This is a genomic window from Burkholderia sp. WTPI3, assembly GCF_021483755.1.
Lineage (GTDB): Bacteria > Pseudomonadota > Gammaproteobacteria > Burkholderiales > Burkholderiaceae > Burkholderia.
Window position 1 is genome coordinate 91,584 of record NZ_JAGIXF010000010.1, and the last position, 24,560, is coordinate 116,143.

A 24,560-nucleotide genomic window follows, 5' to 3' on the forward strand; every position below is an offset into this window, starting at 1 on the left:
GCGGCTCGAGCATCGGGCCTGGCCGCGCCGCTTCCTCCAGGAGACTCCATGACCGCTGCAGACAACGCCCCCATCAGCCGCTTCCCGGTGCCGGCACTGGAAGACCTGCCCGACGACATTCGCGAACGCATCGCGGCCGTCCAGGAAAAGTCGGGCTTCATCCCGAACGTGTTCCTGACGCTCGCGCATCGCCCGGACGAGTTCCGCGCGTTCATGGCGTACCACGACGCGCTGATGGACAAGCCGGGCAATCTCACGAAGGCCGAACGCGAAATGATCGTCGTGGCGACCAGCAGCGTGAACCAGTGCCAGTACTGCGTAATCGCCCACGGTGCGATCCTGCGCATTCGCGCGAAGGATCCGCTGATCGCCGATCAGGTCGCGACCAACTACCGCAAGGCCGACATCACCGTGCGTCAGAAGGCGATGCTCGACTTCGCGATGAAGGTGTCGCAGACCGCGCACCAGGTCGGCGAGGCGGACTTCGACACGCTGAAGTCGCATGGTTTCACCGAGGAAGACGTGTGGGACATCGCGGCAATATCGGCGTTCTTCGGGATGTCGAACCGCATCGCGAACGTGACCAACATGCGGCCCAACGCGGAGTTCTACGCGCTGGGGCGCTGAGGGGGCAGGCCGCTTGGCGTCGCGGCGATGCGGCGCCGCCCGCCACGTCGCTGGCCCCTTACCAGTCCTGACCGCGAATCCGCAACCGGTCGCGTACCTCGGCCACGCCCGGCACCGACTGCGCCACCGCAACGGCGATCGCAGCCTGCTGCGCATCCTTCACGTCACCCGACAACGTCACGATGGCGCCGCGCGCAAAGATCAGCATCCGGCTTGCATCCAGGGTCCTCGCCCTGCCGAGCGCGCGTGCAACACGCCGACGCAATGCCCGATCGGCCGCCTTGTTCGCCGCCTTGCTCTCCCCGGCGGGCGCAGATGCCTGCACCGCGGCCGCCGGGGAGGACGCCTCCGTGCGCGGCTCCTGCGCCGTCGCGGCCGCCGCGATCGTCATCATCATCGCGGCAACCACATACCGCCGTTTCGTTGTTCGACCCTGCATGTCCTTTTCTCCTCTGTTTCATACGATCCGGATATCGGCGCGACTCGCGCACCGTCGACCGATTGGCACGCGGCCCGGCTAGAACTGGGTGATGACGCCCATCGAAATGCCGGTGACGGTCCTGCCGTCCGGCCGCAGGCCCAACCCCGCCACGTTCGCCGGGTCCTTCTTGTACGCGCCGGAAAACCCGTTCCGGTCGAACTCCAGATAGAGCTCGGATCGCTTCGACAGGAAATATTCGAGCATCGCGTATGTGGACGTCTTCTTGCCGTCCGCGTTGGTGCGATTGCCGAGATTGCTGGCGATGTCGTAATACGCGGCACCGGTGAACCGTAACGCCGGCGTGATCTGATAGATGATCCCCGCCGACGGAATGCGATCGTGCCGCTCCGCGCCCGACACGCTCGCCGCGCTGACGTCCAGCGCGCTGTAGCCGAGATAGAGCCGCGTCGGTCCGAGTTGCCACGTCGCGCCGCCAATCACGGTTCTCGCCCATTGAGCCGCGGTGGCGTTGTAGGTTTGCTGATACGCGCCGGCGACGAGCACGTCCCGATACTGATAGCTCGCGCCGAGCGCCAGGTTCGTCCCGGCCCGGAAGTTCCCTGCCGCGCCGCCCGGAGAGTAGCTCGCGCGCAGCGCGAAGCCGCCGACGCGTCCGACGTACTTGATCGTGTTGTTGAAGCGTGAATCGAGCGTAAAGAAACTGCCGGCCCAGACGACGCCGGGCGTCGTCGCGAGCGCGGGTCCGTTCGCCTGATTCGGATCGAGCTGCACCCCGATATCCTCGGCGGCGTTGAGCTGGCGCCCGAGTGTCAGTCGGCCGAAGCCGCCTTCCAGCCCGACATACGCACGCTTCGAAAAGAGGCTGCTCGACGAGGCCAGGCTACCGGTCCCGCTGATGAATCCGCTTTGCAGCAGAAAGGTGGCCTTCCATCCGCCGCCGAGATCCTCTTCGCCGCGCATGCCGAACGTGTTGCCCGATACCGAATTGCTGTCGAAACCGACCTGTTGCCCGCCCTTCGCGCCGTCGGTCCACCGTACCCCGCCGCCGATCGTTCCGAACAGCGCGACGCTCGACTGCGCCGCTGCGCACGATGTGAACGTCATGACGCTCATAGCCAGTATTGCTCTCCTCACGATGTCTCCATATTTATTAGTTTTACTGAACGACAACACAAACAAACCTCTACGGCTGCGACGCACGTGCGTGACGAAATCGACCGTTGCGTCGGGTTCGCTCCGCTCTATTGCAGCCGGCGCATCGGCTCCCGGCTCGTCGCCCGGCTGATAATTATCCGATCGGATAATTTAAAGACAAGCCGGACTCCATGTCAAACAACGTGTCGGAATTAGAATAGGTCGACGGTACGGATTTCGATTCGATCCCTGACGAACAGGCGGGCGCTGCACGCGGCCACATTGGAACGGTTTGCCGGCGTCTGCCGCCTGACCATTGCGACGCGCCGCGCGCGGCGGCAGAATTGCACATTTCGATCGGCGGAATACGACGATGCAGATAGCCCGGCAAGCGCAACAGGAACGCAGCGAGCAAACGCGTGCCGACATACTGGACATCGCGCTTGAGCAGTTCTCGACGCGCGGCTTCGACGCGGTGAGCCTGCGGGACATTGCGGACGCGGCCGGGGTCAATCACGCGATGATCCGCTATTACTTCGGCAACAAGGAGAATCTCTGGCGCGCCGCCGTGACACAGCTTTTCGACCGGTTCATGGCCGGTGTCGAACTGCCGTCGCCATCGTCGGATACGTTCTCCATCAATGCGATCAAGCAGTACATCCGCAACTACGTGCGCTATTGCGCCGCGCATCCCGAGCATGCGCGGCTGATGATGCAGGAAGCGAACCGCGACTCCGAACGCCTGAAATGGATGGCCGAAACCTTCGTGCGGCCTCGCCACGACCGCACCGTCCCGCTGATCCGCTACGTCAGCGAGCAGATCGACGGGCTCGCCGGAATCGATCCGGTGAGATTGCTGTACATGATCACCGCGATCGCCCAGGTGCCTTATCTGCTCACTGCCGAGATGCGCTACGCGCACGGCATCGACGCGCTCGACGAGCAGGCGATCGACGCGCATTGCGACGCGGTCATCGCGCTGGTCTTTCGCTGACCGCCCCAGCATTTGCCGCCGTCGCGCGATGGCACGCGTCGCGCCCGCGCCGAGCCGAAGCCGCTCAGACGATTCGCAGGTTTCGGATCGGAAAAGGCGGCTTGACCGGCTCCGCCGGACGGCGCAGATCATCCGCATGCTTCAGCGCAAGCGCGTCGGCCAGCTCCGCGCGCCCCGTCGCCCGCAACCGTTCGAGATACGCGTGCAGCTTGCCGCGCACGTGATACGGGCCGCCCTCCTTCACGACGTTGACGAGCGGGTCGCGGCCGCGCGCCGCCGACGGCAACATGTCTGCTTCCCATGCATCCAGAAGGCCGATCCCCCGCGCCACGATGTCGGGCCGCTCGCCGGCCAGATTGTGCTGCTCGTGCGGGTCCGTATCGAGGTCGAACAGCAGGATGTCGTCGAACAGGTGATATCCGTCGTGCAACGTACGGATCATCATCCAGTTCTCGAACCGCACGCCGCGCTGGCAAGTCCACGCGCCCTGCGAAACGACCAGGTGATCGCGCCCCTCGTCCGCTCCGGCTTGCAAGCTGGCGGCGAACGACGCGCCGTCCCAGCCTTCCGGGACGGGCTGCCCCAACAGTTCCAGAAGCGTGGCCGTGATGTCGATCTGGTAATGGAACGCGCGATATTCCCGGCCGGCCTCGAGCCCCGGCCACTTCAGCAGCAACGGCACGTGCGTCGTGAACTGGTCCGCGGTCTGGTGATCGCCGTAGACGTTCAGTTCGCCCAGCGTCTCGCCATGGTCGGACGACAGCATGACGGCCGTTTCATCGCCCACGCCGAGCGCCGACAGTTGCGCGAGCAACTTGCCGACATACTCGTCGGCCACCCGCACGCCGGTGTCGTAGCCGTCGAACATCGCGCGAACCGCCGCCATGTCGGGAATGCTCTGCGGCTGGCGCGGATACCACGCGCGCGCGGCTTCGTTCGGCGCGAAACCCGTGCACTCCTGCGCGCCGTGCGGGCCGCAGCCTCCCCAGTGACGGGCCCGAACCGCTTCGGTCAGCCATGCCGGCAACGGCGCATCGGCGAAGGGCTCGCCGTATTCGGCCGCCGCGCGATACGGCGTATGCGGATCCCACATGTGAACGTGGAGAAACCAGTTGTCCTCGGCGCCATGGCGCGCGAGCCAGTCCGACGCCAGCGCGAAGACCTCGTCGGCCGTCTCCCGGCCGAACTTGCCGACGTTGTAGGTTTCGTCGAAACCGGCATACCAGTGAAACGCCGAATGGCGATGCGCGAACGAACTGACGCTCACGGTCTTCAGCCCTGCCTGCTGCATGCGAAACGGGAAGCTGTCGAAATGCAGTTGCGACCAGAACTTACGGTCGGGGCCGCCGATCACCGGATCGGCGTCTTCGCCGCCGTGATTGACGACACCGTTATGGATCCCGAAGCGTCCGGTCAGCAGCGCCGTGCGGCTCGGCAGGCAAGGCGTGTCGGATGCATGGACGTTGCGGAACAGGATGCTCTGTGCGGCGAGCCGGTCGATGTTCGGGCTGGTATTGCGATGGTAGCCGTAGCAGCCGAGATGATCTGGCCTCAGCGTGTCGATGTCGATATAGATGAGTCGCATCGTTGTTCGTCTCCGTATGTTGAATGGATGCGGGCAAAGACCCGCACGTAATCGGTTCGTGGCCGCACCGCATGGCAGGCTGCGTGGCGGCCCGGGAAAGCGACGCGCCGATTGAAGGCGCAGTCAACGTCCGAACGCCCGCGCCTCCAGCGTCGCTTCCGCCGACAGGGCGAAGTCCCCCGCGGACCGTCCGAGCGCCACGCGGTACCGCCCCGCATCGATACGCCAGCATTTCGACGGCGAGTGAAATCGCGCAAGCAGCCGAGGATCGGCACGCACGGTTACCCGGATCGATTCGCCGGGTTGAAGATGAACGCGCCGGAATCCGAGCAAGCGCATGCGGCAGTCGCCGGCCGCCTCCGTCAGATAGAGCTGCGGGACGTCGGCACCGGCGCGTGCGCCCGTATTGGCGACCGTAAAGGTCGCCGTGACCGTCTCGCCGGCGTCGATCCGGAGATCCTCGTAGGCAAAGCGCGTATAGCTCAACCCGTGCCCGAAGTGAAACAGCGGTTCGCGGCCCGTCTTCGCAAACCAGCGATAGCCGACCTCGGCGCCCTCGTGGTAGTGGACGACAATCGGCGACCCAAGTTCGACATCGGCACCGGGCAACGCCGGATGCGGCGTCTGCTCGACGCCGGTCGGAAACGTGACCGGCAGCCGGCCGGACGGATTGACGTCGCCCGTCAGCACGTCGACGAGCGCCTGCGCGCCCGCTTGACCCGGGAACCATGCCTGCACGATCGCACGAACCTTGTCGTGCCACGGCATCGCCACGGGATTGCCGGTCTGCAGCACGACGACGACATGATCGTGCACGCCCGCCAGCGCATCGATCAATGCATCCTGGCCGAACGGCAGCGTCATGTCGGGGCTGTCGAAGCGTTCCGCCTCGTGCCGGATCGCATGCACGATCACGATGTCGGCACGCTTCGCCACGGCCGCCGCATCGGCCACGTGCGCGCCGCTGTCGAACTCGACGACGGCCTCCGGCAAGCGCTTGCGCAGTTCCGCCAGCGGCGCCGGCCCGAACAGCCGCATCGTGGTGGGACCCAATAGCGGATGGCTGCGCAACGGCACCTGCGCGGCATAGCCGCCCGGCGGCATGACCTGGCTCGAGCCGTCTCCTGACAACACGCCCGCCTGCGCATAGCCGCCGATCACGGCAATCCGGCGTCGCCCGGGCGACAGCGGCAACGCATGCGCGTCGTTCTTCAGCAGCACGATTCCCTCGCGCGCCGCTTCCAGCGCCACCGCGTGATGTGCCGTGAAGTCGACCGGTTCGGCCGGGCCCCATCGGTCGATCCCGACCGCGTAGGAGGAGCGCAGCATGCGCCGCACCATCTCGCCGATCCGCGCCTTCGAAATCCTGCCGGCTTCATACGCTTGCCGCAGCGGCCCGTTGAACCACTCCTGCGCATCGAGCTGCGCACCGGACTGCTGGTCGAGCCCGTGCAGAGCGAATTCCCAGCCGTAGACCGCCCGCCAGTCGGACATCACCCAGCCCTTGAAACCCATCGCATCCTTGATCGTCTCCTGCAGCAGTTCGCGATTGCCGCACGCATACGCGCCGTTGACGAGGTTGTAGGCGCCCATCAGCGCGCCGGGCTCGCTCGCCTCGAGTGCGATCTGGAAGGCCAGTAGATCGCTTTCCCGATGCGCGGCCGGATCGATCACCGCGTCCAGGAAAAACTTGTTCGTTTCGGTCGCATTGAGCGACACGTGCTTGAGCACGGCGATCACGCCCTCCTGCTGCGTGCCGGACACCATGGCGGCGCCAACGAGACCCGACAGCAGCGGATCCTCGGAGATGTACTCGAAGTTCCTGCCATTGCGCACGTCGCGCACCAGATTGATGCCGCCGCCCAACGCAACGTTGAAGCCGCGCGCCCGCGCCTCCTTGCCGACCGCGCGGCCGATCGCGAGCGCCAGGTCAGGATTGAAGGTCGCCCCGAACGCAAGCCCCGACGGAAAAGCGGTCGCGCAGTCGTCCGGCCCATGCGTATGACGCAGCCCGAGGCTGGCGTCCGCCATCTTCAGCGCCGGAATGCCAAGACGCGGCACGCCCTGCGTGTAGCCGGCGATCACAGGCAACTCGGCCGGCACTCTCGGCTCGCGTCCGGGCCTGCCGAACACGCGTACCATGAGGCTGTAGAGCAGCGCAAACCGCTCGTCGTCGGTCATTTGCGCTTCGCATTCGCTGGCGCGCCGGTCGGGATCGACCTGCGCAGGTTGAATCAAATCGGGCCGGTCGAGAAATTTTTCGGATTCCATGACAATTTTTACAGGGTCGTTCATCGGGTATGTCGACGCCGGTGGCGATGGCCGCACGCGCACGACGCGGCGCACGACGTCACCGCGAAGCGCCCGCAACGGCGCTCGTTCAGGCAGATGGGTGGGTGCGGCCCGCGTGCAAGTCGCGCACGATTTTCCCGTGCAGATCGGGCGAGACCGGATAGCAATACGCAAATAGCGCCGCGATCCCGAGCAGCACCGCCGGCCCCTGCCACTGCAGGGCCCACATGCCGTCGATCGCGGCTTTCGACTGCGGCTGGTTCGCGACGAAACCGATCGCCCCGAACACATGGCCGATACCGGCCACCGCAATCGCAAGCGCCGCCTTGCGCACGAAAGCGACCACGCCGAAAAGCGTTCCTTCGCCCCTGACGCCGGTGCGCCATTGACCATATTCCACGGTGTCGGGAATCATTGCCCATAGCGAGAGCGACGTCGCGGCCGTGCCGAAACCGATCACGCCGAGCGCGACGAGGAACGACGGCACGCCGATACCCTGCAGCCCGAGCGCACCGAGCATCGCGTTGCCTGCGATCGTGAAGCCGCAACCCAACAGCGCAACGCGCCGCTTCGACGTACGGCGCATGATCCACGCCCAGAACGGAATGGCGACGAACGCCTGCAGCGCGACGACGCCGAGCGCCGTACCGATCAGGTCCTCTCGGTGCAACACGTACTTCAGCAGGTAGGGCAGCATCTTCGACATGACGGTGCTGGCGGCGAACAGTGCGATCGACATCCCGCAAATCAGCAGGAAGGCGCGATTGCGCGACACGGCGGCGAACGCTTCGCGCACCGAGATCGGGTGCGCGTCGGCGCCGATGCGCTCGGCGGTGCAACAGAACGTGAAGAGCAGGACCGGCAATGACGCAGCCGCATAGACGATCGCCACGACGAGGAAACCGTGCCGTTCGTCCGTCGGGCCGAACACGTGCACCAGCTTCAGCATGGACAGCGCCACTACGACGCCTGCCGTGCTCGCGCAGATCATCCGGTAGGCCGCGAGACTGCCACGCTCGCGACTGTCGTCCGTCAGGGTCGCCATCAGCGAATCGTAAGGCATCGACAGCACGGTATAGGCCGTCCGGAAGAGCACGTGCGTGCCGAGGACGAATGCGGTCAGGCCGATGCCACCCGCCATACCGGCGGGGACGAACATCGCGACGAAACTGACGGCGAGCGGCACGCAACCGTACAGCAGATAGGGCCGATAACGGCCCCAACGGGTGCGCGTGCGATTCGCGACGTAGCCGACCACCGGGTCGCACAACGCATCCCACAGCACCGCCCCGCTGAATATCCAGCCGGCCGTGACGGGCGACAGGCCTACGACGTCCGTGTAGTAGTACAGCAGGTACAGCGTGGTCGCCTGCCAGTACAGGTTGAGCCCGAAGTCGCCCATGCCGAAGGCGAGCCGGGTGCGCAGCGCAAGCCTCGCCTTCGATTCCGGCCGGGTTGCCGCAGGTGTCGTCGAATCGGGCAGCGCCACGGAATCGGAATGTGCAGCAGTCATCGAACTCGCCTCGCCAGAAAGGACCTTCCGCGCCCGCCGCGTCAACGCGGCCGGATCGAGCGGGAAAGGCCGACGGCCGTCGCGGGCTGCGCCCGGCGCTTCGACGTCCGCTCCACGCTCACCCGTTTCAGACCGCGAACCACTCATGACGAATCAGCCCAACCAGACCGAAGCCGACCGGCCCGTCGACATGATCATCTTCGGCGGCGGCGGCGACCTGGCCGCCCGCAAGCTGTTGCCCGCACTGTACATGGCGCACCTGCACCGCAACCTGCCGCCGGAGACGCGCATCATCGCGGTCGGCCGCCGCGACTGGGGCATCGACGGCTACCGCCAGTTCATGGACGAGCAGTCGCGCCCGTTCATCGACGACAAGGCCTTCGACGCCGACGCGTGGGCGCGCTTCCTCGACCTGTTCAAGTACGTGCTGATCGACGTGAACGCGCCGGAAGACTATGCGCGGCTCGCGGAAGCGGCGCGCGGCGACGCGATCCGCGTGTTCTACCTGTCGACGTCGCCGGAGCTGTTCACGACGATCTGCGACAACCTGTCGGCCGCGAACCTCGTCGATTCGCGTTCGCGCGTCGTGCTCGAAAAGCCGCTGGGCCACGATCTCGCGTCGGCGAAGGCGATCAACGATGCGGTCGGCAAGCACTTCGAGGAATCGCAGATCTATCGGATCGACCATTATCTCGGCAAGGAAACCGTGCAGAACCTGATGGTGCTGCGCTTCGGCAACCCGATCTTCGGGCCGCTGTGGCAGGCGCCGAGCATCCGCAGCGTGCAGATCACGGTCGCCGAGACGGTGGGCGTGGGCAGCCGCGCGGGCTTTTACGACCATACCGGCGCGCTGCGCGACATGGTGCAGAATCACCTGCTACAGCTGCTGTGCATCGTCGCGATGGAACCGCCGGTGTCGCTCGACCCGGACGCGGTGCGCGACGAGAAGCTGAAGGTGCTGCGCTCGCTGCGGCCGATGGCGCTGTCGGATGTCGCGCGCGACACGGTGCGCGGCCAGTACACGGCCGGCGCGGTCGACGGCCAGCCGGTGAAAGGCTATCTCGAGGAAGACAACGTGCCGGCGGACAGCCGCGCGGAAACCTTCGTCGCGCTGCGCGCGCACATCAACAACTGGCGCTGGGCCAACGTGCCGTTCTTCCTGCGCACCGGCAAGCGGCTGCAGCGCCGCCAGTCGGAAATCGTGATCGAGTTCGCGGACATGCCGTTCTCGATCATTCCGAGCGGCCCGCGCCACTACAGCAACCGTCTCGTGATCCAGCTCCAGCCGGAAGAATCGATCCAGCTGCAGATGCTCGCGAAGGAACCGGGCAGCGGGATGAACATGGTGCCCGTGAGCCTGAACCTCGACCTGCAGCAGGCGATTCCGGAACGGCGCGCGGAAGCGTACGAACGGCTGCTGATCGACGTGATCCGCGGGCGCCTCACGCACTTCATGCGTCGCGACGAGCTCGAAGCCGCATGGTCGTGGGTCGAGCCGATCCTCGACGGCTGGAAGCAGCTCGGCGATCGTCCGCGCCTCTACACGGCCGGCACCTTCGGGCCGGCGGCCTCGTCGGCGCTGCTCGCGCGCGACAACATGTCGTGGTCGGAAGAGGCATAAGGAGCACAACGCGCGACGGCGTGCCCGCGGCGCAAGCGCCGCACGGCACGCCGGTGCATGACGGCGGCTGCCCGTCTGCCCGTTCCGCCTGCCGCGCTTACAGCGGCCCCACCCACGCGGCCTTGCGCCGCGACGGCGCATCGCCCCCGCCACCGGTGCCGCCCAGCACCTCGATCATGTAATCGACGAACGACGCGATCCGCGACGAAATCGCCGTGTTGCGGTAATACACCGCGTTGATCGGCTGTTCGACGTCGAGCGTCTGCCGCGCGAGCACCTGCACGAGGCGCCCGGCCTCGCGATCCTGCGCGGTCATGAAATCCGACAGGCACACGACGCCCGCGCCCTCCAGCGCGAGCTGCCGCAGCGTCTCGCCGCTCGACGACCAGATGCCGGGCTCGATGCGCGACGGCTCGCCGTCCGCGCCGAGGATCGGCCACACGTTCAGCGATTCGGGCTGCGTGAAGCCGAGCAGCGTGTGCTTGTCGAGATCCTCGACCTTGCGCGGCTGGCCGTGCGCTTCGATATACGCGGGGCTCGCGAGAATGCGCAGCCGGCTGTTGCCGATCCGCCGGCTGTGCAGCGTCGAATCCTTGAGCCGGCCGATCCGGATCGCGACGTCGGTGCGCCGCTCGAGCAGGTCGATGATCCCCTCGTTGCTATTGAGCTCCAGATCGACCTTCGGGAAGCGCTCGCGGTAGCCGCGCACGAGCGGCACGATCACGTGCAGCATGAACGGCGTCGCGGCGTCGACGCGCAGCCGCCCCAACGGCATCTCGCGCCGCGCGAGCATCTGCTCCTCGGCATTCTCGACCGATTCGATGATCGCGCGCGCGTCCTGCAGGAACGCGCGCCCTTCTTCCGTCAGCTCCAGCCTGCGCGTGGTCCGGCGCAGCAGCGTGGTCTTCAGCTTCTCCTCGAGCCGCGCGAGCGTGCGGCTGGCGGCCGACACGGTGAGGTCGAGCTGCTGCGCGGCGGCGGTGATCGAACCGGAGTCGACCACGGCCGCAAAGGCCTGGAGTTCGTCGAGCGTGATTTTCATCGCTGCATTCTTGACTGGAAATCAAAACATTTTGGTTTATAGACGTGTTTTTCAGCAAAAGTAAAGTCGGCACACTGTCCATCGATCGCATCCGGACCGCCTTCGACACCGGCCCGACAACCGGCGCGAAGCCGTTTCACTTTCCCAGGAGCACATGATGAGCAGGATTCCCGCATTCGGCCTCGGCACCTTTCGCCTGAAAGACCAGGTTGTCATCGACTCGGTGCGCAACGGCCTCGACGTCGGCTACCGCGCGATCGACACCGCGCAGATCTACGGCAACGAAGCCGAAGTCGGCGCAGCGATCGCCGCCTCGGGCGTGCGCCGCGAAGACGTGTTCCTCACGACCAAGATTTGGGTCGACAACTACGCACCGGAAAAGCTGGCTGCCAGCCTCGAGGAAAGCCTGCGCAAGCTGCGCACCGACACCGTCGACCTGACGCTGATCCACTGGCCGGCCCCGGGCAACGGCGTGTCGATCCAGGCGTTCATGACCGCGCTGGCCGAAGCGAAGGCGAAGGGCCTCACGCGCCGGATCGGCATCTCGAACTTCAACATCGACCTGACGAAGGAAGCGATCGCGGCCGTCGGCAAGGATGCGATCGCGACGAACCAGATCGAACTGAGCCCGTATCTGCAGAACCGCAAGCTGGTCGAGTTCCTGAACGCCGAAGGCATCCACGTGACGTCGTACATGACGCTCGCGTACGGCAAGGTCCTCGGCGACCCGGTGATCGGCGCGATCGCGCGGCGTCACGACGCGACGCCGGCGCAAGTCGCGCTCGCATGGGCACTGCAGCTTGGCTACTCGGTGATTCCGTCGTCGACCAAGCGCGAGAACCTCGCGAGCAACCTGCTCGCGCAGACGCTGCGCCTGACCGACGAAGACATGGCGCAGATCGCCGCGCTCGAGCGCAACGGCCGCGAAGTCGACCCGGCCGGCCTCGCGCCGAAGTGGGACTGAGCCACACCCTCAATCGACCCGTCCGCGGCCAGCCGGCCTCGGCACCCGACAGGACACCATCATGACCCAGGACCCGCTTTTCCAATCGCTGCAGTTCGGCGCGCTGACGCTGCCGAACCGCATCGTGATGCCGCCGATGACGCGTTCGCGCGCCAGCCAGCCCGGCGACGAAGCCAACGAACTGATGGCCGCGTATTACGCGCAACGCGCGAGCGCGGGCCTGATCGTCAGCGAAGGCACCTATATCGCGCCGCTCGGCAAGGGCTACGCATGGACGCCCGGCATCCACACGCCGTCGCAGGTGGCCGGGTGGCGCAAGGTGACGGACGCCGTCCACGCCGCGCATGGCCGCATCTTCGCGCAGCTCTGGCACGTCGGCAGGCTGAGCCACACGAGCCTGCTCGGCGGGCGGCAACCCGTGTCGTCGTCGCCGCTCCAGGCGAAGGGCGTGAACGTGTTCGTCGCCGGTGCAGACGGCAGCACGCCGGGCTTCGTGCAAGCGTCCGAGCCGCGCGCGCTGTCCGTCGACGAAATCCGCGAGATCGTCGATCAGTACCGCGCCGCCGCCCGCAATGCGATCGAGGCCGGTTTCGACGGCGTCGAGCTGCACGGCGCGAACGGCTATCTCGTGAACCAGTTCATCGACTCGAACGCGAACACGCGCACCGACGCATACGGCGACTCGCTCGAAAACCGGCTGCGCTTCCTGCGCGAAGTCGCGCAGGCGCTGATCGAAGGCACGGGCGACGCATCGCGCGTCGGCATCCGCCTCGCGCCGCTGACCACGCTGAACGGCTGCGTCGACGACGATCCGCAAACCACCTACCTCGCCGCGGCGAAGCTGCTCGGCGAACTCGGTGTCGGCTACCTGCACATCGCGGAAGCCGACTGGGACGACGCGCCGCTGATGCCGGTCGAATTCAAGCAACGGCTGCGTGCCGCGTACCCCGGCGTGCTGATCTACGCCGGTGCCTACACCGCCGAGCGCGCACGTGAAGCGATCGCCGCCGGCTGGGCCGACCTCGTCGCGTTCGGCCGCCCGTTCGTCGCGAACCCGGACCTGCCCGAGCGCCTGCGTACCGGCGCCACGCTCGCGCAGCACGACCGCAACACGCTGTTCGGCGGCGGCGCACAGGGCCTGACCGACTATCCGACGCTCGCCCAGGCTGCGGCGTGAGCCGGATCGAGCCTTGCACGCTCGCGCTCGAACGCCCGGCCCCGGACGGCTTCCTGCTGGCCGCCGGCCGCTACACGCTGCTCGACCATGCGGGCGCGCTCGAGCAGTTGATGCCGTAAAGCGTCGCGTGGGACGCGCTGAAGGCCGAACGCCTGATCGCCAGGCATGCGCCGGCGCCGGCCGGCGCGCACCGAGATTGCCGGTTTGAATCGGCCAGGCGCAAATGACTATCGCCGCGATCGTCATTTGCGCATTGCGGCCGGCGCGATTGGCGTCTAGCGTTGACGGGTTCGCCGATAGTTGACCGTCACCCGACCTGAAAGGATGCCCTGCCATGCGAAGCCGTTCCCTGCAACGCGCCACGCTGCCGGCCACCGTGGCCTGCCTTGCGCTGGCCGTCTGTACCGTCTCCGCCCGCGCCGACGAAGCCACCGGTCTCGCGCCGCCCCAGCCGGCCACACCCGTGCTGTCGACGACGGCAGCCGGCGTGCAGGTCTACACGTGCGACTACGACGCCGGACACAAGCTCACGTGGGTGTTCCAGCACCCGGAGGCGATGCTGTTCGACAGCAGCGGCACGCTCGTCGTCCGGCACGGCACAGGGCCGTCGTGGGAGGCGACCGACGGCAGCCGGATCACCGGCAAGAAGCTCGCGCAAGCGCCAGGCGCGCGGCCGGACAGCATCCCGCAACTGCTGCTCGCCGCGACGCCTGCCGCAACGGACCCGAAGACCGCGACCGGCGCGCTTGCCGGCGTGCGCTTCGTCCAGCGGCTCGACACCGCGGGCGGCATGCCGCCGGAATCGGCGTGTTCGACCGAGCATGCGGTCGGCCGTTTTCCGTATTTCGCGCGTTATGTGTTCCTGAAGTAACGCACGACGACGGCTGCCCGAATCCGGGGCGTCGCCGCCGCATCCACTTGATCAGGTATCCTCCATTTTTTCGGCGCCGCTCCGGCTGCCGTGCAACGACCCGGCCTCAGCGAATCCGCATAGACAGCTCGACATCGCCGCCGAACGGCACCGACAGATAGCCGTTGCGCGGTGCGCGCACGTAGGCAAGATAGTCGAGACTGTATTCCGCGTTGTCGGCGACGACGAACGCGCCGGGCCGCAGCCGCGGCTCGACCCGCGCGAGGATCTCCGGATACAGCGCCTTCGCGCCGTCGAGCAGCAGCAGGTCGACGGTATCCGGCAGATCGACAGCCAGCGTGCGCAACGCATCGCCTTCACGGATCTCCACGAGATCGTCGAGCCCGGCCGCGGCCAGGTTCGCCCGCGCCCGTACAACCTTCGACGCTTCGAACTCGCTTGTGATCAACCGGCCGCCGCCGTTGTCGCGCAGCGCGGCCGCGAGGTGCAGCGTCGAAATGCCGAACGACGTGCCGAACTCGACGATCGAGCGCGCGCCGCCGCTGCGCGCGAGCATGTACAGCAGCGTGCCCGTCTCGCGCGACACCGCGAGCGGATAGTCCTTCAGGCGCGCATAGAAATCGGCGTAATCGGTCTTGCTGCGCATCAGCCGCGCGTGCTCGTCGTGCGTCAGGTCGGCGAAGTCCGGATGCGACGCGGGCGACGACGCATCGGCTTCGTCGAACAGGCGCGCGAGCAGCGACGCCAGCGGGGGGTGAATCAGGGTGGTCATGCGAATCTCCGGTGTCAGGTTGAGTGCGTCAGCGCACCCGACTAGAATATGACGAACCATTCACGTTTTACCATTCGCATTGGCAGACCCGTCATGACCGACCGCCGCAACGCCCCGATCGCCTCGCGCAGACAGCCTCGGCAGGCCCGCTCGACCCGGCTCGTCGACGACGTGCTCGAAGCCGCTGTTCAGGTTTTGGCGGCCGAAGGCGCGCAGCGCTTCACGATGGCGCGCGTCGCCGAGCGCGCCGGCGTGAGCGTCGGCTCGCTGTATCAGTACTTCCCGAACAAGGCGGCCGTGCTGTTCCGGCTCCAGCACGAGGAGTGGCGGCAGACGTCCGACATGCTGTGCGGAATGCTTCAAGACGAGCGGAAGACGCCGCCCGAGCGGCTGCGCACCGCCGTCCACGCGTTCATCCGTTCAGAATGCGACGAGGCGCCCATGCGCATCGCACTCGACGATGCGGCGCCCCTCTATCGCTATGCCCCCGAGGCGCAGGCAGTGCGGGCCGAGGGCAACCGGATCTTCAGCGCGTTCATGCGCGAGGCACTGCCCGACGTGTCCGACGCCACGCATGAGATCGCGTGCGAGCTGGTCATGACGACGCTCACGACGGGCGGCAAGGCGTTCTCGGAGACCGCGCGCACGCCGGCGGAAATCGACGCCTATGCGTCCGCGATGGCCGACATGTTCTGCGCGTACCTCGCGCATCTCACGCATCCCGTACAGGATTGACGAAACGAGGGGCCGGAACGAGCGTCAGCGCAGCCCGCGCGCGGCACCGGTATCATCCGGATGCAGGTTGCGCGCGGCCGCGTCTAGCGTAAAACACGGCCGGTTTCACGCGCTTGCGCAGCCTCGACGAAAGACATTCGTAAGATCAGATGCACCACCCGCTCCCGCCCTGCCCGCCGACCCCGCATTCAAATAATCGCCTTAACGGATTCGAACTAGGCGTATACACGCGTTCCGCGACGACGAAGCCCCGTTACACGCCGATATAAGCGCTGAGACATGCGCTGCATGCTTTTCGCCCAATGGGACGTGATGGGCCGTTCGCCTAACCTTCGCTACGGCAAAGCACACGTGACGGGGTCGACCACACCACGCGTCGTACGACGCGACACACTCGCGCCCGCCTCACGGCGCGTACGACGACACGAATCACGCGTCAGGCGTCCCCACGACGTTGCCGACCATTCCAACCAGATTCGAGACACCCTGACGACGGTCCGCTACGACCGTTTCAGCATGCTGATAAAGGAGCAAGCTCATGAGTGATACCCCGGTGCAGCCGACGGTCGGCGTCGGCGCGGAAGAAACGGACTTCGGCACCAAGGGAGTCATCGACCGGTACTTCGACATTTCGTCGCGCGGCAGTACGCAGCGCCGCGAAATCGTCGCGGGCGTGACCACATTCCTCGCGATGGTCTATTCCGTGTTCGTCGTTCCCGGCATGTTCGGCAAGGCCGGCTTCGACACGAGCGCCGTGTTCGTCGCGGTCTGCCTGACTACCGCATTCGGTTCCCTGCTGATGGGCCTGTGGGCGAAGCTGCCGATCGCGATCGGCTGCGCGATTTCGCTGACCGCGTTCACCGCGTTCGGCCTCGTGCTCGGCAAGGGGCTGCATCCGACCGTCGCGCTCGGCGCGGTGTTCCTGATGGGCCTCGTGTTCACGGGCATTTCAGTCACCGGCGTGCGGTCGTGGATCCTGCGCAACCTGCCCGCGGGCGTCGCGCACGGCACCGGGATCGGCATCGGCCTGTTCCTGCTGCTGATCGCGTCGAACGACGTCGGGCTCGTGATCAAGAACCCGGGCGCCGGCCTGCCGGTGTCGCTCGGCCAGATCACCGCGTTCCCGGTCATCATGTCGGTCGTCGGCCTCGCCGCGATCTTCGGGCTCGAGAAGCGTCGCGTGCCGGGCGGCATCCTGCTCGTCGTGATCGCGATCTCGCTGATCGGCCTCGTGTTCGATCCGGCCGTGAAATACCACGGCATCTTCGCGCTGCCGTCGCTGAGCGCACCGGGCCATGCGTCGCTGATCGGCGCGATGGACATCAAGGGTGCGCTGTCGATGTCCGTGCTGCCGAGCGTGCTGGCGCTCGTGATGACCGCCGTGTTCGACGCGACCGGCACGATCCGCGCGGTGGCTGGCCAGGCCGGCCAGCTCGACGAGAACGGCCGCATCATCAACGGCGGCCGCGCGCTGACCGCCGATTCGGTCAGCTCGATCTTCTCCGGCTTCCTCGGCGGCGCACCCGCCGCGGCCTACATCGAATCGAGCGTCGGCGTGGCCGCCGGCGCGAAGACGGGCCTCGCGGCAGCCGTGGTCGGCCTGCTGTTCCTGGTCGTGATGTTCCTGTCGCCGCTCGCGGGCCTCGTGCCGTCGTACGCCACGGCCCCCGCGCTGATGTACGTCGGCCTGCTGATGCTCGGCAGCGTGAGCAAGCTGCACATGGACGACATGGTCGACGCGATGTCGGGGCTCGTATGCGCGGTGTTCATCGTGCTGACCGCGAACATCGTGACGGGCATCATGCTCGGCTTCTCGACGCTCGTGATCGGCCGCATCGCCAGCGGCGAATTCCGCAAGCTGAACGTCGGCACCGTGCTCATCGCCGCCGTGCTTGTCACGTTCTATCTCGGCGGCTGGGCGATCTGACCGCGGAACATGCGCGACGCTGCCGGCAGAAGGGCGGCGCGCATCGGGACGATCTCGTCTCCTCCACCATCCTCGTCGATGGCCTCCAGGCCTGGAAACGCATGTTTCCAGGCTTTTTTTGTCGGTACGGCGCATGGCGGCGCACAGCGCCCAAACGGCGCGACGCGAATTCCCGCCCGGTGCTACGATCGCGCTTTGCCTTCGGGAGCCGCCATGAAAGCGCTCGGCATCGTCTCCGAATCGAGCACCAGGGAGTCGGCGCACAAGCCGCCGTTCATTCCGTCGTTCGGCTTTCACGAGGTGCATGAGTCGCAGCCGATCGGTGCGGCAGCCGCGCGCATCATCGACGCCGTTGCGTCGCTCGACATGCGCACCGATCCGGTCGTCGACGCACTGCTTACGGTGCGCGAGTTGCCCACGGCACTCGTCCGCACGCTGCGCGACGGGCCGGCCCGAGGCGGCGAACGCGCGCGCTTCGGTTTCGATACGTTCACGCTGCTTCACCGCGACGACACGTCGCTGTCGCTCGGCCTCGTCGGACGCTTCTGGCGCCCGGCGCTCGACGTGCGGACGATCGCCGACGCAACGGCCTTCGTGCGGCACGACGACCCGCGCGACGCCAAGCTGGTGCTGCGATTCGAGGTCGTCGGGCTCGCAGCCGGCGCGCACGTGCTGCGCACGGAAACCTTCGTGCACTGCCCGAGTGCGCGCACGCGGTGGCTATTCACGCCGTACTGGCTCGCGATCCGGCTGGCGAGCGGCTGGATCCGGCGCCGCACGCTGACAGCGGTCGAAGCGGCGCTCGCCTGACGCACGCGGCCAGGCTCGAACGCATGCGCGATCCGCCGCATCCGCAAACACGCGTGCTGCGTCATCTGCAATCCTGACCGGCGCGCCGCGGACAGCGGCTCAAAAAGGCCGTCCGCCGCCCGGCGATCCTCGCTGCGCCCGGCGTCCGCCCCGCGACGCGCTACCCTATCGCTCTTCGCGCCGGCGCCCGGCCCGACGCGAGATCCGAATCCGATCGATGACCCGCATCCGAAACCAACTGAACATCGCGCAGCTCCAGGCGTTCGTCTCCGCCGCGCATCACAAGAGCCTGCGCGCCGCCGCGCGCGAGCTCGGCGTCACGCAGCCCGCGATCACGCATACGATCCGCGAACTCGAAACCGCGCTGAACGCGGAACTGCTCGTCCGAAGCGTGCGCGGCGTCGAATTGACCGCGTGCGGCCACGCGCTGCTGCCGCGCGCCGAGCAACTGCTCGGCGACATGCGCCGCACGGTCGAGGCCGTCGAGCAGGTGAAGGGGGAAATGTCGGGCCGCGTCGCGGTCGGCACGATGCCGTCGATCGCGCTGACCGCGCTGCCGCATGCGGTGACGGCATTCCGCCGCTCGATGCCGAACGTGAGCCTGCATCTCGAGGAAGTGACGGTGCCCGACGCGCTCGCGCAACTGCGCAACGGCACGCTCGACATCGCTGCGATGCACCATGTGCCCGCGCTCGACCGCGATTTCACGCAGGTGCCGCTGCTGTCGACCGAATTCACCGTCGTGATGCGCGAAGGGCATCCGCTCGCGCACGCGCGCCGGTTAGAGGAATTACTCGACGCCGAATGGATCGTCACGGTCGGCGCCGAGCAGTTTCCGCACAGCGTGATGATCGCGATGTTCGAGGCCCGCGGGCTGCCGCTGCCGAAGCGCCTGCTGCGCTCGCCGATGTCGTTCGCGGTGACGCTCGGCCTGGTCGCGCACTCCGACGTGATCGGCTGCTTCACGCGTCCGCTGGCCGCGATGGTGGCGCCGCTCGGCATCCGCACGGCCGAACTCGACGAAAGCATGCCGCGCTTCGACCTGTCGATCATCGCCCGGCGCGACCTGCTGCCGACGCCCGCCGTCTCGCAATTCGTCACGTGCCTGCAGCGCGCGGTCAACGAAACGCTCGGTTGAATCGTTCATTCGTCTGAAACGGTCGCGCATGTTCGCACTGCCGTCGGGTCCGGTATCGGGGCATGTCCTAGGCGCCCCGCCGGCATTTTGTCTTGATAATCTTGCGCACGTCGCGCGCCCGAATCGGGCAAGCGAAACGGACAGTCCGACGCGAAACCGCGCCGGGCCGAAGGCTTACGGCGCGGCACAACCGCGCACCCATCGAACAAAACGAGGAGTCACCGAGTGAAAAAGATTCTTGCGGCTGTGACCGTTGCCGTGCTCGCCGTATCGGCCGGCAGCGCCTATGCGAAGGAATGGACGACCGTGCGCTTCGGCGTCGACGCAAGCTACCCGCCTTTCGAATCGAAAGACGCTAGCGGCAAGGTGGTTGGCTTCGACGTCGATCTCGGCAACGAAATCTGCCGTCGCATGCACGCGAAGTGCGTGTGGATCGAAAACGACTTCGACGGGATGATCCCGGCACTGAAGGCCCGCAAGTTCGACGGCGTGCTGTCGTCGATGTCGATGACGCCGGCGCGCCAGGAACAGATCGCGTTCTCGGCGAAGCTGTTCAACACGCCGACGCGCCTCGTCACGAAGAAGGGCGCGGGCCTGCTGCCGACGGCCGAATCGCTGAAGGGCAAGTCGGTCGGCGTCGAGCAGGGCACGATTCAGGAAACCTACGCGAAGACCTACTGGGCGCCGAAGGGCGTAAACGTCGTGCCTTACCAGAACCAGGACCAGGTCTACGCCGACCTGATCTCGGGCCGTCTGGACGGCGCGCTGCAGGACGCGGTGCAGGCTGAAATCGGCTTCCTGAAGACGCCGCGCGGCGCGAGCTTCGACTTCGCCGGCAAGGATATCGACGATCCGAAGACGCTCGGCAACGGCGCCGGCATCGGCCTGCGCAAGGAAGACACCGACCTGAAGACGCAGATCGACGGCGCGATCGCCGGCATGCGCAAGGACGGCACGTACGACAAGATCGCGAAGAAGTACTTCGATTTCGACGTCTACGGCAAGTAATCGCACGTAAAAGCGCGCTTCGCATCCGCGCAGACGGGCCCCGCCAGGGGCCCGTTTTTTTTGTCCGCACGCGGCCGAACACGACGAGAAGCGCATGGCCGAGGCGCTGCCGCGAGGTTATTTTTTACGCGCCAACCTGATGATTCGCAAAGGAAAATAGCGTGCTCGGGGAGCGGTTTGATAGGTTCGACGAAGGCAACGTACAATCGACCTTCCACGCATACCGGATCACTCGCGGCTGCGCCGCACTCTCCCCATCATGCAAACGCAGACCCATCCGCTGATTTCCCCCGCCATCGGCACCGAACGCCAGATCACGAGCTTCCACTACGGCCCGCGCGGCGGCAAGAAGGTCTACATCCAGTCGTCGCTGCACGCGGACGAACTGCCCGGCATGCTGGTCGCCGCGCTGCTGCGTCGCAAGATCGCCGCGCTCGAGACCGCCGGCAAGCTGCGCGGCGAAGTCGTCATCGTGCCCGTGCCGAACCCGATCGGCCTGTCGCAGCACGTGTTCGGCGACCACCTCGGCCGCTTCGATCTCGGCTCGATGCAGAACTTCAACCGCAATTTCTACGATCTCGCGGCGCTCGTGCTGCCGCGCATCGAAAGCCGCCTGACGAACGACGCGCAGCGCAACGTCGCCGCGGTACGCGCCGCGATGCGCGAAGCACTCCACGAGCAGATGCCGCGCACCGAGCTCGACTCGCAGCGTCTCGCGCTGCAGAAGCTGTCGTTCGATGCGGACATCGTGCTCGATCTGCATTGCGACAGCGACGCGGTGCTGCACCTCTATACGAACCCCGACCTGTGGGAAGACGTCGAGCCGCTGGCGCGCTATCTCGACGCGCAGGCCTCGCTGCTCGCGCTGAATTCGGTCGGCAATCCGTTCGACGAGATCCACAGCTTCTGCTGGTCGGACCTGCGCAACCGCTTCGGCGACCGCTTCCCGATCCCGAACGGCGCGATTTCCGTCACGGTGGAGTTGCGCAGCGAGCGCGACGTGTCATACGAGTTCGCGGAGAAGGATGCGCAAGGGATCGTCGAATACCTGACCGAGCGCGGCATCATCGACGGCACGCCCGCGCCGCTGCCGCCGCTCGCGTATCCGGCCACGCCGCTCGCGGGCACCGATCCGCTCGTCGCGCCGGTGTCCGGCGTGATCGTGTTCCGCACGCCGGTCGGCGCGTGGATCGAGGCCGGCCAGGAAGTGGCCGACATCGTCGATCCGCTGACCGACCGCGTGATCACGCTGAAGAGCAGCGTGTCCGGCGTGCTGTACGCGCGCCAGATCGTGCGCTTCGCGACGGCCGGCATGGAAGTCGCTCGCATCGCGGGCGCCACGCCGATCCGCACCGGGTCGCTGCTGTCGGCCTGAGCGGCCCGAACGCCGGCTCGCACGCCGCGCAGCGGCGCGCAGCAACGAAATCGCCCGCTTGCGCGGGCGATTTTCTTTTCGGCTTGACGGCATGCCCGGCCGCGGTGCCGGGCGGCGGCGTGCGTCGACGCTCAGAACGCCGGCACGATCGCGCCGCCGAACTTCTGGTCGATGAACTTGCGCACGTCGTCCGATTCATAGGCCGCGACGAGCTTCTTCACCCACGGCTTGTCCTTGTCCTGCGCGCGCACCGCGATCAGGTTCGCGTACGGCCCGCGCAGGTCCTCGATCGCGATCGCATCCTTCACCGGCGTGAGCCCCGCCTTCACCGCGTAGTCGGTGTTGATCGACGCGGCGTCGAGGTCGGGCAGCGCGCGCGGCAGCAGCGCGGCGTCGAGCTCGACGATCTTGATCTTCTTCGGGTTCTCGGCGACGTCGAGCGGCGTCGCGTTCACGCCGTTCGTGCCGGCGCCCGCCTTCAGCTTGATCACCCCGTATTTCTGCAGCAGCAGCAGCGCGCGGTTGCCGTTCGACGGATCGTTCTGGATCCCGACCTTCGCGCCAACCGGCAAGTCCTTCAGCGATTTGAGCTTCTTCGAATAAAAGCCCATCGGCGCCGTGTAGGTCAGCCCGACGTTGACGATCTTGTAGCCGCGCTGCTTGATCTGGCTGTCGAGGAACGGCTGGTGCTGGAAACCGTTCGCATCGAGGTCGCCCGAATCGAGCGCCGCGTTCGGCTGCACGTAGTCGTTGAACTCGATGACCTTGATCGCGAGGCCTTCGCGCGCGGCGACCTTCGTCACCTCGGTCCAGATCTGCGCGTCGGGGCCGCTCATCGTGCCGATCTTCAGCGTCTGCGGGTCGGCGTGCGCGCCGGGCGCCGCAAAGGCCAGCGCCGCGGCGAGCGCGCCGAGGCCGGTCAGGATCGAACGTCGCATGGTGTTCCTCTTGTCCCGTGTCGTTGTTGAACGCGCATCGTGGCACGGGGCCGGAACGGCACCAACCAAGCTTATTTCATGTGCATATTCCGGCGCCGAATCGACGCTCAGGCGGAATCGGTATAACTCCCCGCTGTACAAGCAGGCAGAATCCAGTGTCGCATCGGCACCACACATTCGTCATATGACAAACGCTGTCACATTCATTACGTGGCCCGCCGATAAAGTTGCGACCGGTCCGTGAAAGCGCCCACAGAGAGCGCCGGAACCGCAACTGGACACGCCATTTATTCGCTCGGAGAATCCTTTGAACAAGAAACTGTTGACCCTCGCCGCCCTCGCAGCAACGACTGGCGCGGCGCACGCGCAAAGCAGCGTCACCCTGTACGGCGTGATCGATGCCGGTATCAGCTACGTGAACCACAGCAAGACCGCCAACGGCGGTAGCGGCAAGCTGTTCAAGTACGACGACGGCGTGGCCCAAGGCAGCCGTTGGGGCCTGCGCGGCACCGAAGACCTCGGTGGCGGCCTGAAGGCGATCTTCGTGCTCGAAAACGGCTTCAACAGCGGCAACGGCACGATCGGCCAGGGCGGCGCGATCTTCGGCCGCCAGGCTTATGTCGGCCTGAGCCAGGCGCAATACGGTACGGTCACGCTCGGCCGTCAATACTCGTTCTCGACCGACATCCTCGGTTCGAACTACTCGACGGGCGGCAACACGGTCGCCGGCAACTACGCGTACCACGTGAACGACATCGACCAGCTCACGTCGAGCCGCATCAACAACGCGGTGAAGTTCCAGAGCGCGAACTACGCCGGCTTCACGTTCGGCGCGTTGTACGGCTTCTCGAACTCGACCGACTTCGCCGGCGCACCGTCGACGACGACGGGCACCACGACGACGGCCGGTTCGTCGCGTGCATACAGCTTCGGCCTGAACTACGCGAATGGCCCGTTCGCCCTCGGTGCCGCGTATACGGACATCCGCTTCCCGAGCCAGGCATCGCCGGCGTTCTCGACGTCGATCGCGAACATCGCGCTGACCAACATCCGCGACCTGCGCACGTACGGCGTCGGCGGCCGCTACGTCTTCGGCCCGGCAACGGCATGGGCGCTGTGGACGCGCACGCAGTTCACCCCGGTCGCCGCAGGCGCATCGGGCACGTTCTACAACGCATACGAAGCAGGCCTGAAGTATGCGATCACGCCGGCCCTGTCGGCAGCAGTCGGCTACACGTACACGAACGCAACGCAAAGCGGCAACTCGGCGCACTGGAACCAGGGCAACGTGGCGCTGGACTACGCGCTCAGCAAGCGTACGGACGTGTACGGCCTGGTCGTCGCGCAGAAGGCATCGGGCAACAACGTGCAGGCTCAGATCGGTTCGAGCACGAGCTACTTCAGCACGTCGGGCAACGGTTCGACGAACCAGATCGCCGCTCGCGTCGGTATCCGTCACAAGTTCTAAAGCATCCGCTTAACTCGCGGATCACGACGGCAAGAAGCGCCCCGCTCACGCGGGGCGCTTTTTTATGGGCTTTTAAGTTTCGCTTAATTCTGGACTGAGAGGATGCTCTCACCCCCCCTGTTGGCCG

Annotated in this window: 21 protein-coding genes and 1 pseudogene; 14 read left to right on the forward strand and 8 right to left on the reverse strand. The window is 66.5% G+C overall.

Annotated features, from left to right (window positions below; all coding sequences use genetic code 11):
• The first annotated feature begins 48 nt into the window (after positions 1 to 48).
• A complete protein-coding gene (locus J7024_RS08135) occupies positions 49 to 627 on the forward strand; it encodes a peroxidase-related enzyme (protein WP_124826616.1) in 579 nt (192 codons plus the stop codon).
• Between the two features lie 58 nt (positions 628 to 685).
• On the opposite strand, the gene J7024_RS08140 is transcribed toward J7024_RS08135, so the two are convergent.
• On the reverse strand, positions 686 to 1,024 hold the full coding sequence (locus J7024_RS08140; protein ID WP_175750631.1) for a BON domain-containing protein: 339 nt from the start codon (positions 1,022 to 1,024) through the stop codon (positions 686 to 688).
• 120 nt (positions 1,025 to 1,144) lie between these two features.
• On the reverse strand, positions 1,145 to 2,173 hold the full coding sequence (locus tag J7024_RS08145) for a porin (protein ID WP_234744969.1): 1,029 nt from the start codon (positions 2,171 to 2,173) through the stop codon (positions 1,145 to 1,147).
• Positions 2,174 to 2,576: 403 nt separating this feature from the next.
• Between J7024_RS08145 and J7024_RS08150 the strand changes: the two genes are divergently transcribed.
• Positions 2,577 to 3,197, forward strand: coding sequence for a TetR/AcrR family transcriptional regulator (locus J7024_RS08150; RefSeq protein WP_175795804.1), 621 nt, complete (start codon positions 2,577 to 2,579; stop codon positions 3,195 to 3,197).
• 64 nt (positions 3,198 to 3,261) lie between these two features.
• Here J7024_RS08150 and J7024_RS08155 read toward each other — a convergent pair whose 3' ends face one another.
• The 3 genes from J7024_RS08155 to J7024_RS08165 all read right to left on the reverse strand — a co-directional run bounded on the left by J7024_RS08155 (position 3,262) and on the right by J7024_RS08165 (position 8,587).
• Entirely contained in the window at positions 3,262 to 4,782 is a 1,521-nt protein-coding gene (locus J7024_RS08155) for a sulfatase (protein ID WP_175750629.1), read from the reverse strand.
• Positions 4,783 to 4,905: 123 nt separating this feature from the next.
• Positions 4,906 to 7,053: a beta-glucosidase family protein gene (locus J7024_RS08160; RefSeq protein ID WP_175750628.1), complete on the reverse strand. Its 2,148-nt coding sequence runs from the start codon at positions 7,051 to 7,053 to the stop codon at positions 4,906 to 4,908.
• Positions 7,054 to 7,162: 109 nt separating this feature from the next.
• Complete coding sequence (locus J7024_RS08165; protein WP_175750627.1) at positions 7,163 to 8,587, reverse strand: MFS transporter; 1,425 nt, start codon at positions 8,585 to 8,587, stop codon at positions 7,163 to 7,165.
• Between the two features lie 145 nt (positions 8,588 to 8,732).
• On the opposite strand from J7024_RS08165, the gene zwf reads away from it, so the two are divergent.
• Positions 8,733 to 10,208 carry a glucose-6-phosphate dehydrogenase gene (zwf, locus tag J7024_RS08170; RefSeq protein WP_124826621.1) on the forward strand — a complete coding sequence of 492 codons (1,476 nt, stop codon included), beginning with the start codon at positions 8,733 to 8,735 and terminating at the stop codon, positions 10,206 to 10,208.
• A 97-nt stretch (positions 10,209 to 10,305) separates the two neighbouring features.
• Here the strand turns inward: zwf and J7024_RS08175 are convergent, their stop codons facing one another.
• Positions 10,306 to 11,250 carry a LysR family transcriptional regulator gene (locus J7024_RS08175; protein WP_124826622.1) on the reverse strand — a complete coding sequence of 315 codons (945 nt, stop codon included), beginning with the start codon at positions 11,248 to 11,250 and terminating at the stop codon, positions 10,306 to 10,308.
• Between the two features lie 157 nt (positions 11,251 to 11,407).
• Between J7024_RS08175 and dkgB the strand changes: the two genes are divergently transcribed.
• The 4 genes and pseudogenes from dkgB to J7024_RS08195 all read left to right on the forward strand — a co-directional run bounded on the left by dkgB (position 11,408) and on the right by J7024_RS08195 (position 14,262).
• Positions 11,408 to 12,214: a 2,5-didehydrogluconate reductase DkgB gene (gene dkgB, locus J7024_RS08180; RefSeq protein WP_124826623.1), complete on the forward strand. Its 807-nt coding sequence runs from the start codon at positions 11,408 to 11,410 to the stop codon at positions 12,212 to 12,214.
• 61 nt (positions 12,215 to 12,275) lie between these two features.
• On the forward strand, positions 12,276 to 13,391 hold the full coding sequence (locus tag J7024_RS08185; protein WP_124826624.1) for an alkene reductase: 1,116 nt from the start codon (positions 12,276 to 12,278) through the stop codon (positions 13,389 to 13,391).
• Positions 13,379 to 13,507: pseudogene (locus J7024_RS37455) on the forward strand (aldo/keto reductase); the annotation flags it as partial. The gene J7024_RS08185 and the pseudogene J7024_RS37455, both read left to right, overlap by 13 nt.
• Positions 13,508 to 13,725: 218 nt before the next feature.
• Positions 13,726 to 14,262: a DUF3455 domain-containing protein gene (locus tag J7024_RS08195; protein WP_124826625.1), complete on the forward strand. Its 537-nt coding sequence runs from the start codon at positions 13,726 to 13,728 to the stop codon at positions 14,260 to 14,262.
• 106 nt (positions 14,263 to 14,368) lie between these two features.
• On the opposite strand, the gene J7024_RS08200 is transcribed toward J7024_RS08195, so the two are convergent.
• Positions 14,369 to 15,034, reverse strand: a complete 666-nt coding sequence (locus J7024_RS08200; RefSeq protein ID WP_234744970.1) for an O-methyltransferase — start codon at positions 15,032 to 15,034, stop codon at positions 14,369 to 14,371.
• A 48-nt stretch (positions 15,035 to 15,082) separates the two neighbouring features.
• Here J7024_RS08200 and J7024_RS08205 point away from each other — a divergent pair, with 48 nt between their 5' ends.
• The 6 genes from J7024_RS08205 (at position 15,083) to J7024_RS08230 (ending at position 22,027) form a co-directional block, all read left to right on the forward strand.
• Positions 15,083 to 15,769: a TetR family transcriptional regulator gene (locus J7024_RS08205; protein WP_234744971.1), complete on the forward strand. Its 687-nt coding sequence runs from the start codon at positions 15,083 to 15,085 to the stop codon at positions 15,767 to 15,769.
• Positions 15,770 to 16,307: 538 nt separating this feature from the next.
• Positions 16,308 to 17,696, forward strand: a complete 1,389-nt coding sequence (locus J7024_RS08210) for an NCS2 family permease (protein ID WP_096506545.1) — start codon at positions 16,308 to 16,310, stop codon at positions 17,694 to 17,696.
• 213 nt (positions 17,697 to 17,909) lie between these two features.
• Positions 17,910 to 18,506, forward strand: coding sequence for a hypothetical protein (locus J7024_RS08215; RefSeq protein WP_124826628.1), 597 nt, complete (start codon positions 17,910 to 17,912; stop codon positions 18,504 to 18,506).
• A 217-nt stretch (positions 18,507 to 18,723) separates the two neighbouring features.
• A complete protein-coding gene (locus J7024_RS08220) occupies positions 18,724 to 19,644 on the forward strand; it encodes a LysR substrate-binding domain-containing protein (RefSeq protein WP_174928709.1) in 921 nt (306 codons plus the stop codon).
• A 225-nt stretch (positions 19,645 to 19,869) separates the two neighbouring features.
• Positions 19,870 to 20,652, forward strand: a complete 783-nt coding sequence (locus J7024_RS08225; protein WP_124826629.1) for an ABC transporter substrate-binding protein — start codon at positions 19,870 to 19,872, stop codon at positions 20,650 to 20,652.
• 259 nt (positions 20,653 to 20,911) lie between these two features.
• Positions 20,912 to 22,027: a succinylglutamate desuccinylase/aspartoacylase family protein gene (locus J7024_RS08230; RefSeq protein WP_124826630.1), complete on the forward strand. Its 1,116-nt coding sequence runs from the start codon at positions 20,912 to 20,914 to the stop codon at positions 22,025 to 22,027.
• Between the two features lie 131 nt (positions 22,028 to 22,158).
• Here the strand turns inward: J7024_RS08230 and J7024_RS08235 are convergent, their stop codons facing one another.
• Entirely contained in the window at positions 22,159 to 22,965 is an 807-nt protein-coding gene (locus tag J7024_RS08235; protein ID WP_124826631.1) for a MetQ/NlpA family ABC transporter substrate-binding protein, read from the reverse strand.
• Between the two features lie 307 nt (positions 22,966 to 23,272).
• Between J7024_RS08235 and J7024_RS08240 the strand changes: the two genes are divergently transcribed.
• On the forward strand, positions 23,273 to 24,433 hold the full coding sequence (locus J7024_RS08240) for a porin (protein WP_124826632.1): 1,161 nt from the start codon (positions 23,273 to 23,275) through the stop codon (positions 24,431 to 24,433).
• Positions 24,434 to 24,560 lie beyond the last annotated feature (127 nt).

Bases quoted from the DNA above. Each gene is read 5' to 3' on its own strand.
- dkgB (WP_124826623.1), top strand. From the start codon at position 11,408: ATGAGCAGGATTCCCGCATTCGGCCTCGGCACCTTTCGCCTGAAAGAC.
- J7024_RS08195 (WP_124826625.1), top strand. From the start codon at position 13,726: ATGCGAAGCCGTTCCCTGCAACGCGCCACGCTGCCGGCCACCGTGGCC.
- J7024_RS08220 (WP_174928709.1), top strand. From the start codon at position 18,724: ATGACCCGCATCCGAAACCAACTGAACATCGCGCAGCTCCAGGCGTTC.
- J7024_RS08155 (WP_175750629.1), bottom strand. From the start codon at position 4,782: ATGCGACTCATCTATATCGACATCGACACGCTGAGGCCAGATCATCTC.
- J7024_RS08135 (WP_124826616.1), top strand. From the start codon at position 49: ATGACCGCTGCAGACAACGCCCCCATCAGCCGCTTCCCGGTGCCGGCA.
- J7024_RS08165 (WP_175750627.1), bottom strand. From the start codon at position 8,587: ATGACTGCTGCACATTCCGATTCCGTGGCGCTGCCCGATTCGACGACA.
- J7024_RS08205 (WP_234744971.1), top strand. From the start codon at position 15,083: ATGACGAACCATTCACGTTTTACCATTCGCATTGGCAGACCCGTCATG.
- J7024_RS08145 (WP_234744969.1), bottom strand. From the start codon at position 2,173: ATGACGTTCACATCGTGCGCAGCGGCGCAGTCGAGCGTCGCGCTGTTC.
- J7024_RS08230 (WP_124826630.1), top strand. From the start codon at position 20,912: ATGCAAACGCAGACCCATCCGCTGATTTCCCCCGCCATCGGCACCGAA.
- J7024_RS08175 (WP_124826622.1), bottom strand. From the start codon at position 11,250: ATGAAAATCACGCTCGACGAACTCCAGGCCTTTGCGGCCGTGGTCGAC.
- J7024_RS08235 (WP_124826631.1), bottom strand. From the start codon at position 22,965: ATGCGACGTTCGATCCTGACCGGCCTCGGCGCGCTCGCCGCGGCGCTG.
- J7024_RS08215 (WP_124826628.1), top strand. From the start codon at position 17,910: ATGAAAGCGCTCGGCATCGTCTCCGAATCGAGCACCAGGGAGTCGGCG.
- J7024_RS08210 (WP_096506545.1), top strand. From the start codon at position 16,308: ATGAGTGATACCCCGGTGCAGCCGACGGTCGGCGTCGGCGCGGAAGAA.
- J7024_RS08160 (WP_175750628.1), bottom strand. From the start codon at position 7,053: ATGGAATCCGAAAAATTTCTCGACCGGCCCGATTTGATTCAACCTGCG.
- J7024_RS08140 (WP_175750631.1), bottom strand. From the start codon at position 1,024: ATGATGATGACGATCGCGGCGGCCGCGACGGCGCAGGAGCCGCGCACG.
- zwf (WP_124826621.1), top strand. From the start codon at position 8,733: ATGACGAATCAGCCCAACCAGACCGAAGCCGACCGGCCCGTCGACATG.
- J7024_RS08200 (WP_234744970.1), bottom strand. From the start codon at position 15,034: ATGACCACCCTGATTCACCCCCCGCTGGCGTCGCTGCTCGCGCGCCTG.
- J7024_RS08150 (WP_175795804.1), top strand. From the start codon at position 2,577: ATGCAGATAGCCCGGCAAGCGCAACAGGAACGCAGCGAGCAAACGCGT.
- J7024_RS08185 (WP_124826624.1), top strand. From the start codon at position 12,276: ATGACCCAGGACCCGCTTTTCCAATCGCTGCAGTTCGGCGCGCTGACG.